The sequence below is a fragment of the Streptomyces caniferus genome (assembly GCF_009811555.1).
Classification (GTDB): domain Bacteria; phylum Actinomycetota; class Actinomycetes; order Streptomycetales; family Streptomycetaceae; genus Streptomyces; species Streptomyces caniferus.
Window position 1 is genome coordinate 41,798 of record NZ_BLIN01000004.1, and the last position, 13,202, is coordinate 54,999.

The 13,202-nt window shown below is 68.3% G+C and carries 14 protein-coding genes; 11 read left to right on the top strand and 3 right to left on the bottom strand.

Annotation, left to right across the window (positions count from 1 at the left end; genetic code table 11):
- Nucleotides 1-339: 339 nt before the first annotated feature.
- Complete coding sequence (locus Scani_RS16315) at nucleotides 340-498, top strand: hypothetical protein (RefSeq protein ID WP_159476243.1); 159 nt, start codon at nucleotides 340-342, stop codon at nucleotides 496-498.
- Between the two features lie 64 nt (nucleotides 499-562).
- Here the strand turns inward: Scani_RS16315 and Scani_RS16320 are convergent, their stop codons facing one another.
- The 3 genes from Scani_RS16320 to Scani_RS16330 all read right to left on the bottom strand — a co-directional run bounded on the left by Scani_RS16320 (nucleotide 563) and on the right by Scani_RS16330 (nucleotide 6,480).
- Nucleotides 563-1,228: a hypothetical protein gene (locus Scani_RS16320; protein WP_159476246.1), complete on the bottom strand. Its 666-nt coding sequence runs from the start codon at nucleotides 1,226-1,228 to the stop codon at nucleotides 563-565.
- A 325-nt stretch (nucleotides 1,229-1,553) separates the two neighbouring features.
- Nucleotides 1,554-4,187, bottom strand: coding sequence for a hypothetical protein (locus Scani_RS16325; protein ID WP_159476249.1), 2,634 nt, complete (start codon nucleotides 4,185-4,187; stop codon nucleotides 1,554-1,556).
- Nucleotides 4,188-5,118: 931 nt separating this feature from the next.
- Nucleotides 5,119-6,480 (bottom strand): GNAT family N-acetyltransferase, encoded by a 1,362-nt coding sequence (locus tag Scani_RS16330; RefSeq protein WP_159476252.1) that lies wholly within the window; start codon nucleotides 6,478-6,480, stop codon nucleotides 5,119-5,121.
- A 163-nt stretch (nucleotides 6,481-6,643) separates the two neighbouring features.
- Here Scani_RS16330 and Scani_RS16335 point away from each other — a divergent pair, with 163 nt between their 5' ends.
- The 10 genes from Scani_RS16335 to Scani_RS16380 all read left to right on the top strand — a co-directional run bounded on the left by Scani_RS16335 (nucleotide 6,644) and on the right by Scani_RS16380 (nucleotide 13,201).
- On the top strand, nucleotides 6,644-7,042 hold the full coding sequence (locus Scani_RS16335; RefSeq protein WP_246295912.1) for a hypothetical protein: 399 nt from the start codon (nucleotides 6,644-6,646) through the stop codon (nucleotides 7,040-7,042).
- A gap of 576 nt (nucleotides 7,043-7,618) precedes the next feature.
- Complete coding sequence (locus tag Scani_RS16340) at nucleotides 7,619-7,864, top strand: hypothetical protein (protein WP_159476255.1); 246 nt, start codon at nucleotides 7,619-7,621, stop codon at nucleotides 7,862-7,864.
- A 143-nt stretch (nucleotides 7,865-8,007) separates the two neighbouring features.
- Nucleotides 8,008-8,403 carry a hypothetical protein gene (locus Scani_RS16345; RefSeq protein ID WP_159476258.1) on the top strand — a complete coding sequence of 132 codons (396 nt, stop codon included), beginning with the start codon at nucleotides 8,008-8,010 and terminating at the stop codon, nucleotides 8,401-8,403.
- A gap of 116 nt (nucleotides 8,404-8,519) precedes the next feature.
- On the top strand, nucleotides 8,520-8,792 hold the full coding sequence (locus Scani_RS16350; protein WP_159476261.1) for a hypothetical protein: 273 nt from the start codon (nucleotides 8,520-8,522) through the stop codon (nucleotides 8,790-8,792).
- Between the two features lie 107 nt (nucleotides 8,793-8,899).
- Complete coding sequence (locus Scani_RS16355; protein ID WP_159476264.1) at nucleotides 8,900-9,286, top strand: hypothetical protein; 387 nt, start codon at nucleotides 8,900-8,902, stop codon at nucleotides 9,284-9,286.
- A 117-nt stretch (nucleotides 9,287-9,403) separates the two neighbouring features.
- Nucleotides 9,404-9,766, top strand: coding sequence for a hypothetical protein (locus tag Scani_RS16360; RefSeq protein ID WP_159476267.1), 363 nt, complete (start codon nucleotides 9,404-9,406; stop codon nucleotides 9,764-9,766).
- Between the two features lie 223 nt (nucleotides 9,767-9,989).
- Nucleotides 9,990-11,225, top strand: coding sequence for a hypothetical protein (locus Scani_RS16365; protein WP_159476270.1), 1,236 nt, complete (start codon nucleotides 9,990-9,992; stop codon nucleotides 11,223-11,225).
- 144 nt (nucleotides 11,226-11,369) lie between these two features.
- A complete protein-coding gene (locus Scani_RS16370; protein ID WP_246295913.1) occupies nucleotides 11,370-11,870 on the top strand; it encodes a DUF6197 family protein in 501 nt (166 codons plus the stop codon).
- A 46-nt stretch (nucleotides 11,871-11,916) separates the two neighbouring features.
- Nucleotides 11,917-12,507, top strand: coding sequence for a hypothetical protein (locus Scani_RS16375; protein WP_159476273.1), 591 nt, complete (start codon nucleotides 11,917-11,919; stop codon nucleotides 12,505-12,507).
- Between the two features lie 148 nt (nucleotides 12,508-12,655).
- Nucleotides 12,656-13,201 carry a GIY-YIG nuclease family protein gene (locus tag Scani_RS16380; RefSeq protein ID WP_159476276.1) on the top strand — a complete coding sequence of 182 codons (546 nt, stop codon included), beginning with the start codon at nucleotides 12,656-12,658 and terminating at the stop codon, nucleotides 13,199-13,201.
- Nucleotide 13,202 lies beyond the last annotated feature (1 nt).

Here is a 13,202-nt window from a genome sequence, read left to right on the forward strand (position 1 = left end):
CGGGGTGGGAGCTGCCGGTGCAGCACCGGCAGCACCCCTTCGGAGGCTACGTACGGCGCGGACAGCCCCATCCACGCGCTCAGAGGAACGCCCCGCACCCCAACGACGCACCGACGGCACAGGGAGCCTGCCGCCACACCGCTCGTTGTGACGGGTATGGCAGCCAAGAAGGACCCCGCCGCCCGCCGAGCCCGCGCGCCGCGCCGCCGCAGCTGAGCGAATCGGCCCGCGCCGCATCAAGGCGCCCCGCCCGCGAACCCTCTACAGCCTCAACCCACCGGGCTCTACTACCAGGAGTGGAACAAGCCGACCGGTACGGATGAGGAGGTGATGGGCAAGGTGATCGAGACGTTCGGAACCGACTCCGGCGAGGCAGCCACCATGCGCCTCCTGTTGGAGTACCGCGGGATCTACGGCCCGCACATCCCGCTCGCAGCTGCTGGCCATCTCGACGTGATCCTGGAGGCGGCTCGGGCCTGGGCGGCGCCGGCCGCGTAGACCGCGGAGTGTCGTCGGGGCTGACCATCGGCCGGGCTGCGGCTCACTAACCTGAGTCAGCGCTTCACAGCGGAGGAGCGCACCTCTGGCAGCGCTTGTAATTGCGACCGCCCTTTGGCCCTGTTCGCTCCGTGACCCATTGCCGGGCCTCCTGTGCGGTCATGGCCTGAAACCGCGGATAGTCGCGAGAACCTTCGAAGTCCTCACGGGAACTGTGGGGGTCGACGGTGTGGCAGAAGGCGTTCAGCGCGGCGACGTAGGCATCACCGATCGGCCGGGCGTAGTTCGAGGGCGTCTCGCGTCTGACCACGGAGCAAGTGGTCTCGTGAAGGCCGTGCTGGCCCGCGGCAAACGGGTACTCCTCCGGCTGCTGTAGCCGCTGCCACCGGGCATCCGAACCGTCCAGAAGCCCCTCGAACCACGGGCGGCGCTCGTCGCACAGAGGGCACCTTCCAGCCTCCCGGCACGTTGCGCGCAGCTCGTCGGGGTCTTCGGCTTCGAAGCACCGGAAGGCGTCGTACAGCAGATCCACTGACTGAGCGAGGTAATTTCGGGCGTCGAGAGCGTTGACGCGACCCTCATCGATCTGCTCCAGCAGCTCCAGAACGGCTGGCAGTTCCACGGTGAACCCCCAGCCTTCGCGAATGGCGCGCCGTCGCTCCTGGGCGAACAGCTCCCCAAATCCCAGGCGTACAGCCGGCAGGGTCCCCGTGGCGAAGTTGATATCCACAGCCTCGCCACCTGTTGAGTACCCAACCGGCCCTGGCTCGGGGCCCCATGGTTCCAAGCCCTCGTACGTGTCGGGGGTCTCGGCGGGGGTGCTGATGCGGGGCTGGGGCACCAGCTCTCGTCGGGTGACTGGCTGTGTTCCTCCCCGATGCCGAGCCCGCTTCTTCTGCTTCTTCTTCGGCATCTGTACCTGCTTCTTTCTGTCTTACATCAACGGTGCGGTGGCGAGATCTGCGAGTTCCTGGTCCCGCTGCCGGCACATCTCGTGCTGACGACGCTATCCATCCGGGCTGGCCTGCGAATCCTTTTCGCTGGGCTTCCTCGCATCACGAAGCGGCTCCTGCCAGCCGGGCGAACCGCTCAGCCCGGCTCAGGCCCGCGGCCTGGCCCTCACAGGCGGCACAACGGCCATCAGCGGGTGGCCGACCGATGAGGGCCAGGCCGCAGGCAGTGCAAGTCCATGCTCCCTGTGGGCGCTGCGCAGGGGTGACGGCGGCTCGGGCCTGGGCGGCGCCGGTCTCGTAGACCGTGGGCTGATCATTGCGGGCCGGTTCCGTCGGCGCTGGGGTGTGGGCGGCGCGCCAGGCGTTGCTGCGCTGGGTCAGGAGGTGCTCGGCGGTGCGGCGGCGGGCCTCCTCCGCAGCCTTCGTGGCGGCCTGTTCGGCGTCCTCGATGGAGGGGTGGAGGTGGCGGCGGCGCATCTGCGCGGCGTGGGCGTTGCGGGCTTCGGCTTCGACCTGGAACTCGCTGCCGAGCGTGCGCAGTGCGGTGGTGCGGTATTCGTCGACGATGTCCTGGGCCTTCATCTTCGCGGCCAGCGCGATCATGGTCGCGCTGGCGCCTGCGGCCTCGGCCTTGTCGCAGGCGTCCTGGATGCGGGCGTGGGCCTGGTGCTCGGCCATGTCGGCCAGCGACTGGGTCAGCTCGGTGTCGTCGGGTTCGCCGCAGCCCGCGGCTACGAGCGTTTTGGCGTCGGTGAGGAGCTTTTCGGTCTCCTCCCAGCCCCAGCACGTTCCGCACAGGCCACCCGTTTCGGGTTCGCCGCACTGCGCGCACGGCATCGCCCGCCGCGCGAGTTCGTCCGCCTCCTGCCGGGCGCGAGCCGCGGCAGCCTTCGCCGCCACTGCTGCATCCTTGGCCACTCGCTCGCGGCGACGCTCCTCGAACCGCGCGGCCTCGGCGTCCACCACCGCACGCAGCTGGTCCTCGAGGGCCGCACGTTGCTGTTCGGTGGTGGCGTCGGGCAGCTGGGCCTGGACATGGGCGGCGACGTGTCGGCGGCGGGCGCGGAGGGAGCGGACCTGGTCCTCGCAGTGCGCGCAGGCGGTGCCGGAGAGCATTCGCACGCCTTCGTCGCATCCTGCGTCGTTGCAGTCGCTGCGCCGGGGCAGGCCCCGGCCGAGGAGCCAGCCCACCGGGTCGGTGATTGCGTCCGCCTCCCCTGGCTGGAGAAGCAGGCGGCGCGTCAGCCGGCTGATGAGGATGCTCTCGGCCTGGCCACGCCCGACCACGCTGGCAATGGCCGTCAGTTCGCCGCGGATGGCCTTCTCGACCAGGCGACGGGTGCTGTCCCGCTTCAGCCGGTCCCACAGCAGCTGCACAGGAGCGACCACTGCCTCAAGATCACGAGCGGGCCGCGGCACCCTCCCCCGTAGCCCGCCGCTGTGACGCCCGCCCACGCCGGCGAGCACATCGGAAGCGGCGTCCAGCCCAGAGCTGGCGCCGGCGTCGCCCCCGGCCAGCTCCTGGCCCTCTGGCTGCATTGGGATGGTGGGGGGAGTTTTCGGCATTTCCCCGCGCAGCGGGCCGTCCGGGCCACCGGACGACGGCCCCAGGGCAGCGGCGGCGTCGGTGTCGGCGGCCTGGTCCTCGCGTGCGCATACGCGTCCCGGCAGATCACCGGACCCCCCACGGCCGTAGCCGGAAAAGCCAATACCACCCGCACCCTCATCCCCCAGAGCAGCCATAGGTGTGTGGTAAGCGTGCAGTCCTGCAGAAGCCGAACCTCTTCCCGAGGCCGATTTACCCCTGTTGACCTGCGGCTTCGCTGTCTGCGCCGGGATCTGATCCCCCCCTGCAGTTGCCACACCCCTTCGCGGCCCCGGAACCAGCCCTCCAGGACGGCCTTCAGCCCGCCGGAGTCGGCGCATCTCCCGGTAGGCGGCCTCCACCGCGGGGATCACCAACTGCTCCCGGCCAGCCGACGTCCGACGCACCTCAACTACGCCGGCCGCCTCCAGCCGGCCCCGGACCCGAGCCCCCTCAGCAGTTCCCTCGGCACCCGAGTAACCCAGCAGCCGTGCGATCGTCGCCGCGATGCGCCCGTGCTTGTGGACCGAGCCGCTGCACAGCCGCACCACACCCGTCGCACGCCCCTCCAGCACCAGCAGCAGCAGCGCCAGACGATCCGTCGCAGCCCCAGGGCCGGTGCGCGTGCCCAGCAGCCCGGGGGGCGTCTGCGTACCGTCGGCGTGTGACCAGCCGGGCGCGCACACCGCCTCCACCAGCCCCCACAGCACGGCGAACTCCACCTTCTGCAACCGCAACGGGTGTGTGGCCGGCTGGTGGAGGCGGGCATCGAGCAGCGACAGCAGCTGCCAGCGAATGCCGGTGATCACCTGCGTGCCCGGCCGCACCCGGTTCTCGGACTCGGTGATGTGCTCCCGGTCGAGGTACGGGCGCACATCGTGCCCGATCGTCGACGCCGACACCCCTACCCAACGGCCCAGCTCCCGGGACGTCATCTCGACCGCGAGGTCTGCGGCCGAGGTCTTCGCCGCCAGCACCACGGTCGTCATCCGCACAGGATCCGGGGCACCCACCAGACCCGGCTGCCCCATCAGCTCATGCACCGCTCCCCGCAGCCGCCCGCGCATCTTGTCCGTATGCGTAAGCCAGCTCGCTGCCTCCCACACCGGCACCGGCCCCGCCGGCCGCAAGGCCGTCGTCGCCCTGCTCACACCTGCCCCCCCTCAGCCGCGTGTCCGAACGCGGCGTGAGGAGCGACCTCATCAGCCAAAGCGGACAGGCTCCGAGGAGATGAGGCAGACAGGGGCTTGGTGGCATACGTGCGGGTCACATACAGAGAAGGGACTGTTGAAGAGGCTGATGTGACACGTGGTGCAAAAAAGGTCATGCGAAACGGTCCACCGGACTGCCTGTGGACAGCGGACACGAACGTGTCCTGTCCCGCCGGCCGGGCCGCCGACCGCGCTCCGCGTCCCGCGGGCAGGGAAGCCGAGCTGTCACGCTCACCGATGGCTGGCTGAAATCCGTCAGCGCTGGTGGCGAAAACCGACCGGTGAGGAAAGATAGAACGCCCATTCCACGCCAAACGGGCATGGCTGGGCTGGCAAAAGATAGACCGGTGCTGCAAAATGACAGCGCCTCCTCAGCTTTCAGCTGGAGGGCATGACGAAGCCCCTCGTGGTGCGTGGTGCTTTGTGGTTCGGTGAGAACCAAGATCGAACTGTTCGACCGGGGCCAACCGGGCGAACAATCCCTTCAGAGGGCCGCCAAACCCTCTGGTGACGGGGACGCCAGCCAAGGTGCGCCAACACCGAGCTGAGCGTCCCGGGCGGTCAAGCCGCCCTGACTCCTAAGTCATCTCGCCCCCTCTTCGGAGGGCTGGTCGAGGTGCGCCCAGACGGCACAAACACCCCACCGAAGGGCCAGCGCGCGCATGTGGCTGCTGGCACCACGGCAGGGTGCAGTGAGTCGGGTGCTGGGTAGAGGTACCCTGATCACGTCGACGCCCTTCTACTCGCACTGAGGGGTTCGGCAGGCCGATCGGACCCCCATCACAAGGTCCATTCGGCCACGTGGCCCCTCTCGCCTTGTCCAAGGGCGATTGACGGGGCCACTTTCTTTTTGATCAACGTCGGGGCCACCCTATCGCGGGGTGTGCGCCCATATTCCAGAAGCGCGACTGACTTGGTCGCGCGTCTGACCGCCGGCGCCCCGGACTTCGGGTCCGACGCCGCGAACGTGCCCAGCGGGGCGCTGGAACAGAGCCCCGCTGCTCCGGCCTTCAGCTTCGACCGTGCGTACGTGGGTGAAGCCACGGTTGCTGTAGTACGTCCGCAGACCGTCATTGCTGCGCCAGGCATCCAGGCGCAGCCAGGTCTTTCCCTGGTCCGCGGCGCGCTTGCTGGCCCAGTCGAGCATGGCCGAGCCCAGATCGAGTCCGGCCACGTCACGGCGCACGACCATACGGTGCACATAGAGGGCAGCTTCGGCGGCCTCGTCTGGGCTCCAGAAGTCACCATCCGCATGCCCGTCCACGGTGATGGTGGCGACGGGAGTGCGGTCAACCTCCACGATCCAGCATTCGCCAGCAGCGAGGTTTGCCCGAATCCGGTCCTCGCGCGGGGCGTACTGCCACTGGTCGATGCCGCGCTCGCGCAGCCAGGATGCGGCGTGCTCCCAGAGCTCAACGACTATGGGGAGGTCTTGCTCTTCGGCCTGGCGAATCGTCGGTTCGGACCCCAGCCGCTGGCGGCTGCGCTCGTAGGTGATGACGTGCCGGTCGCCCGGGAGCACGTTCATCACGGTGCGGACCGGCTTGCCGTCCTCGGTGTAGCCGGTGCACAAGTGCACCGCGACAGGGGTTCCTGGGCCGAGCTGGAGCCGGTCCGCCTCGGCCGGTGTGGGCATGCGCACGTGGATTTCATCCAGGGCGCGAACCTGCTCGTAGCCCAGCTCGGCCAGTACCGCGTTGGCGCCGCGAGCGATGTCGTCGGGACGCATGATCTCGCTGTTCTGCACGAGCGTGAGGGGAAAGTGGCTGTCGTTGGTGTTGTAGGGCACGCCGTCGACGAAGCGGACCCGGCGGCGTACAACGACCAGCTCGTCTTCACCTAGCTGGAGGCGCTCACGGACATGCTTGCCTGGCGTCTCGACAGCGACCTCGATGTGCTGGTCGGCCTCCCGGCCCTCCTCCGACATCTGCGTGAGAAAGGCGTCCATCTCGGGGGACAACGGGCGCTTCCAGAACTCAGCCTGCGGTCTGTAGACCATCGGCCGACGACTGCGAACGAAGTAGCCGCGGGGGCGATCGCTCACGATCAGACCTTCATTGACCAGCACCTTCAGGCCCTGGACGGCGGTGGTCCGAGTGGTGCTCCACTTACTCGCAAGCTCGGCCTCGGTGGGCAGCCGGGCACCCGCGCCAAGGGTTCCGTCCATGATCTGGTCGCGGATCTCGTCCGCGATGCGCTGGTAAAGGGCGCGCGCCCTGCCGCTGACTGCCATGGCAGATATCTACCTCCAAAGCAATGAGTAGTCAATCTAGCTGATCGCGCCGTCTGGGCTTGACCCGGCCTAGCGCTTCATGCAAATCTTCGACGCGCAACATTGAGTACTCAATCTATGTCACCTAGTTCACATGTTCTTTCTTTGGAAGGAGCTCCATCCCGTGAAGATCACCCGCCGCCCCGCCGCCAGCCTCGTCACCGAGCACTTCGACACCGAGACGCTCGCGCTCCTGGAGGCGATCGAGGTGCCGCTCCCCGACTTCGCCGGCATCGACCTGGACATCGCGTTCGGTACGCCGCTGGAGATGTACGGGCTGGTGACTACGGACGAGCTGACCAGGTGGGACGCCGCAGCCGCGGTGACGAAGGGCAAGACCAAGGCGCGCAACGCGGTTATCGCGGAATACGGGGCGCGCCGGGATGCGGCGCGGGACATCGTCGCCTCCGACCCGTCGATCACCGCCCGGGTGCGCGAGCGCCTGGTCGACGTCCTCCTCCCCTACGCCGCGCAGCTGCGAATCGCGCGGCCGGCCACCGAACCCCTGCCGCTCGTGGCCTGACGGCGCCGGGTCCTCACGGACCCGGCTCCCCCACCCAGAACCGCCCCGCGGCGGCGCCGGATGAGGGAGCCGGATCTCGGCCCCCGGTACCGCCCGGACTCCTCCCGCTCTCGCGGGAGTCGGAAGGCAGCGGTCCGTTCCTTGAGAACTCCACAGCGTGATCCACCACAGATACGACGGCCGTGACCACACCGGCTGAGGTGAGTGGAGACCCGTCGTGCGGCGCCATCACTCCTGGTGGTGGCAGTCGGCACGGTCAACGACCCGTCGGGCGCGCTCTAGCGGCGCGGCCTGGGCTAGCCCCAGCCAGGTGCTCATTACTGACGGAGAGCTCGGAGGGCCGACATCCCCACGACGCAAAAGAACGACGCGGCATGACCTTCACTGCATACCCGCCCGGACGGATCTCTCGGCGGTAGCGGTCCGCGTCTCTACGAGATCCGGCGCCCCACAGGCGCCGCGCAACCTTCGCAGCCACGCGCTGCCCAGTCGCTCACCGACCCGCTTCGGCGGTCCGGTGAGCGGTGGAGAGCGCGGAGGACAACCCGCTCCAACACCCACCTCGTCAGGAGACCCATGGATTCCCTGATCACCCACCAGTTCATCGGCCCGAGTCCCGCCGCCCGTTACGCGGTCGATGGGCTCACCTCGGAAGAGGTGTACCGCCTGATCGGTGCGAACACGGTGGCTGGCTTCGAGCCGGTCGTGCACACCCACACCGCGCGGGGCGACCAGCTCAGGACTCGCGATGGCAACCGCCTCACTGTCGTCGCGCTGCACGGCACGAGCGTGATGAGCGCGATCGCGTTCGAGCAGGTCTGACGGTTGCCTGATCCGCCCGCACCGGCCCCGGCTGGGACGAGCGGTGACGGGGAGCCGGGCAGCCCGCCCGCTCTACACGGCGACAGCCCCGGAGCTCTCACCTTCCGGGGCTGTCAAGACAGGACCTAATTGGGAGGCCCTGAATGAACAGCATCGCATGCGTGATTACCGCTCCGACCGGCGGTGCGATCGATGACATCGAGCGCGACGACGACAGCCGCGGCTACGAGGCCGAGGACGCCGTCCGGCGCCTGGACGCCTGGCGGGCCCGCCGCGCCCAGAGCACCGAGGCACTGGACCGTCTGCACGCCGAGGTCCGGCACCGCCGGCGCACTGCCGACGCCCGTATCGCCGGCTCCCGGCGTGCGCCGCGCACGCTGGATGAGATGCGGGATCGTCTGCCCCTGCCCCCGGTCGCGGCGACGGAGGAAGACCTCAACCGCGAGCTGGACAACCCGGCGGAGGACTGGGACCAGGCCCTCTCCCCCACGGTCTTGCCCAAGAGCGCCACCCGCGCCGGGATGCGGGGTGCGGCATGAGCGGAATGACGGACGCCGAGCGCGAAGCGATGAGGCGGAAGGTCGACGCGGACAACCGCCGCTCCTCCGGCTCCAACAGCGGAAAGAACCCCTCCTGAACACCACCCCGATAGGCCGTGCCCGCGCCGCGTACCACCTGGCGGCGCGGGTCCTCGGCCGCCACGGCGTGGGGCACCCGCTGGCACACACGCTGCTCGCGTTCGCTGACCGAGCGGCGCAAGTCGCGTACAGGGCCGGCCACCACGTCCACGAAATCCACGCCGCGACCACCCACCACGACAAGCACCACTGATCAGGAAGGAGGAGGCATGCGGTTCATCAACGCGCTCGGCATGGTCGGCGGGCTCTTCATCATCGCCGCGCTGCTCCTGGCCCGCCTGGCCCACTGACCGCCACGCCGATCTGCCAGCTGCCTGCTCCGCCCGTCCCGGCCTCCGGGACGGGCGGAGTCGCAAGGGAGCCGGACAGCCCGGACCGATGACGAATGGAGGCACCAATGGCCTTTGACATGAGCCGATTCGGCACCAGCCGTTGGGTGAAGACCCACCCGAACGGTGTCTACACCCACGGCTCGACCGAGCCGGTGCTCAGCGTGCTGGACGTGCGCGGCTTCGAGCTGCGCGAGCTGTTCCTGATCGGCATCAACGACTCGTGCGGCACGCTCATCTTTCCGCACGAGTCGCGGGCCGAGAACGCCGCTGCCGCGCTGGAGCCCGCCTTCGACACCCGCGTCTCCCTGTTCGGCAACCGCGACGGACACGACCTGTGGGCAGCCACCTACACCCGGCGTGCGCTGGACGGCACCACGCTGTCGCCCTTCGTCACCGACCTCACCCTCAAGGACGGCACCGTCCTCATCCGCGACGGCCGCTGGGTCCGCTGACGACTCCCGCCTGTCGACTGCCTCCCCCTGCCCGCGCCGTTCCTCGTGACGGCACGGGCAGGGCGGTGGGAGCCGGACAGTCCGGACCATTTCTGCTGAAACTTGCCAGGAGTTGCCATGCGCGCCAGCGCCCAGATCACCACCCCCACGACCCTGTTCAAGCAGGGCCAGTTCGTCCTGTACCGCGACCCGGAGATGTTCTGGACCGGGAAGGCCGGCCACACCTTCGTATGCCGGGTCGAGCGGAGCTGGTCAGACGGCACACACAACCTGATCGCCGTAGCCACCGGCCGCCCGGTCCAGCACGCCAGCCCGCACTACATGCGGCTGCTGCCCGCCATCGACGCGATGCGCGACATCGACACCGCCCCGCTCAACCCGGCCAGTGCCACCGACATGGCCCCGGCGGCCGTCGCCTGGCTCACCCAGCAGCACGCCACAGCCAACCAGCGCCCCGACCTGCCCGCCCAACGCGACTGACAAACCACCCGAACACACCACCTGCGTCTGACGGTTGCCTGCTCGGCAGGGCAGCAGCGCGCTGCCCGCCCGTCCCTGACCAGCGGTGATCCGGATACGCAACCGGCGCCGCGACTGACCGAGGGGCGCAATGTCCCCCAACCGCAAGTGCCCCGGGCGGAGGTGACCGACCCGGGGCATTTCTCGCACTGGAGATAACGCCATGAAAGCACAGGTGGAGGGCGTGTTCCAATCCCTCCCGGAGTGGTCCTGGAGCCTCTTTTCCGCGTTCCTGGTGGCCGCCGTCATGGTCATCTGGAACAAGCGGAAGGATCGTTCTCAGGTCGCGGCCCAGTCGGCCCCGCGACCGCGCCTGGATAGGCGCAAGATCCGCTCCGAAGAGGAGCGGAAGAAGTACCGGCGAACCCTCCTGGGATTCGTGTCGATGGGAGTGGCGGGCGCATTCGGCTTGTACCTCTCTCTGAACACGTCGCTTCGCTTCGGGGAAAAGCGGCTCCACCTTCAGGAAGAGACCCTTTGGACCCTGGGAATCGGTCTGGAAATGATCGTTGTGGGCCTGGCCATCTGGTCCTGGGCCTTCAACGACGCCGGCGCCGCCCGTGTCGGGTACGTCCTCGTCCTGGCCCAGGCCGTCGGCGCGTGGGAGGTCGCCTCCCTTGAGAAGGCGGACGCCGGCGTGTTCGTGTACCGGCTCGTCGGCCCGATCATCCTCGCGTACGCGCTCCACAAGCTCCTGAAGCTTGAGGCGCGCCTGGGGAAGATCAACCTGAAGGGCGGTCTGGTCTCGAAGGTCGTCCAGGACCAGAAGAACCGCCTGGAGGCGCGGCTGGGGATCGGTGGCCGCGGCGCTGACGCGGAGGTCATCGCGCGACAGAACGCGGCCGACAAGTACGTGGCCCTGAACACGCGCGGTAGTCGGCGGTGGTGGGAGACCCCGGGCCACTACGAGGCCGCCATGGTCAAGTCGGGGCGCGTCGCGCTGAGGGGCCTGGAGGGCATGGAGGAGATGTACGAGGAGGGCCGATTGACCGACCGGATCGCGCGGGAGAAGGGCATGAAGTCCGGTGCCGGCCACGTCCAGCCCATGCTCATGAGGGGACTGCGGTCGAACGGTTTGCCCGGCGGACCGGACGCGGTTCTTCCGGATGACACCAGTGCTCTGACCAGCGCGGCTTCACCGGCCGCACCCTCCGGCCGCGGCCAGGCCACACCGGAGCCGCAGGAGGCCGTGGCCAGGCCACAGGAGGGCCGCGCGGTGACCGACACGGAGCGGAAGGAGGCAGCGTTCCGGATCTTCGCGGACCTGGACGACCCCTCCGGACGGAAGTTCCTGGACGCCTGGCGGTCCTTCCGGACCGCCGACGGCCAGAAGCTGGGACTGTCCGACAAGGACGTGGCGGTCCTCTTCAAGGACATGGCCGCGATCTTCGACCGGGCGGTGAACGACAACAAGGAGTAACCGAAGCGCTCAAGCGACATCGTCCCCGGCTCCCCTCCGGGAACGGTGTCGCCTGAACGGTTCAGGCACCACGACGGTCCCCGCTGACACGAGATCAGCGGGGACCGTCGGCTTTCCCCTCGACGAGCGAAGGAAGGAGACAGGATGGCCACGACGGTGGGACCGGCGCAGAACACGCCACGAACCACTCTCGCGAAGCCGGGCTTGGCACCCCCCGCGGTGATCCCGCCGGCCCTGGAGATCTGGGCGCCCGATCCCCCGACCTGGGGCCAGCGCATGATCCCCAAGGGGATCCGGTCCGCGATGGCTGACCTGGGGCTTTGGCAGGAGCCGCGCCCCTTGAAGCCCTCGTACCACCTGATCCAAGTGATCGAAGTCCTGACCCGCTACGGCTGGTGCCAGTCCTTCGACTTCTCCCCCACCGGTCGTATGTGCATTAGGGGTGCCCAGACCTTTCTGGAATCCACCGGGCATGTGACCGCGATCGACCGGGGAAAGGCCGTTAATTACCTCCAGACTCAGCTGGCCCGTCAGGGCGTGAAAATGCGGTTCTGGGAGTGGAACGACCTTTCCCACAACACCTTCCGGGGTGTGGAGGCCACGATCTCTGCGGCCTCCGACATGGCACGCAAGAACGGAGACTGAAATGACACCCGACGAAGAGAGGGCATTCGAAGGAATTCAGGCCGGAATGGCGGCCGGAATGGCCTTCGGAAATAGCACGCCGGACGCTTCTCCGTACACCGACGAAGGTCCATACGGAACCCCGGTAGCAAAGCACAAGAAGGCCGGTCTGACCCGCCGCGGAAAGGTCGCCATCGCGGTGGCCGGAGTGGCGATCGCCGGAGGCGGAACCATCTGGTTCCAGGTCCATTCGGCGGCCGTCGCAAAGGACGAGAAGGAAGCCGCCGCCCTCCAGATCCAGATGAAGAAGCTGGAGCTGGAGGAAATGAAGATCCGGAACGAGAAGGCGGCATCCGACAAGAAGGCCGCGATCGCCTCCGCCGACAGGGTCCAGGCGGCCGTCGACAAGTGCGTGAAGGACTCCTCCGACCTGATCGGCAAGGGGTACGGAGCGCCCTCGAAGGGCGACGTCGTGGCGGGCTGCAAGCAGCAGTACGAGGCCACCGACGGGTCCGGCATGGAGGCCGCCGGCAACGCCCAGGACGCCGGTAGCGGAGGGGGCGGCGGGATCAACTCCCCCGCCCTGCTGGGTCTCGTCGCCGGTGGCGGCCTGGCCATCGCGGTGTTCGCGCGCAAGGGCAAGAAGACCGACGCGTAGTCACGGAACGTAGCCATTCTGGTTACTTACTCCCTCCCTCTCTACCGAAAGAACGCGGTCAGGGGGTCCATGCGCCCCCCTCCCGCCGACCTCGAGTTGAGAGGGAGGGAGTAAGTAAGTAACGGGGAGTGACCACTGAAGAGGGTTGATGAAGTACCGAAAGAGCGGCCGGCGCAGCGTTGACGGCCTGGTGTACGTGGTCGGATCGGTCGCTGATCGACGCGTGAAGATCGGCACGTCCGCCAACCCGCACGGGCGCCTGGCGGAGCTGCAGAGCGGGAATCCGAACCCTCTCCAGATCCTCGCCACGGTCGACGGAGGTCACCTCCTGGAAGGGCTTCTCCACGATCTCCTGGCCCGCTTCAGGTCCAGCGGCGAGTGGTTCGACTTCGGGGAAGCGAACCCCGTGCGCATGATCGAAGACGCGGTGGTTCACCTCCGCGCCCAGGACCTGTTCCCAGATGTGGAAGCACTGGAAGAGATCCGCAACAGCCCTCCGCCGGCCACGGTGAAGGAACGCGTACTGGAGGCTCTGGCCTCCCACGAAAAGGGCCTGACACTGGATCAACTGGCCCGCGAATTGGGCATCGTCGCTGGCCACCTCTCTCCGAAGTTGACGGAATTCAAGAGGTCCGGCCATATCACCCATTCGAATCGTCACTGGCGACTGGCGAAGAAGTCGAAGGAGGAATGAG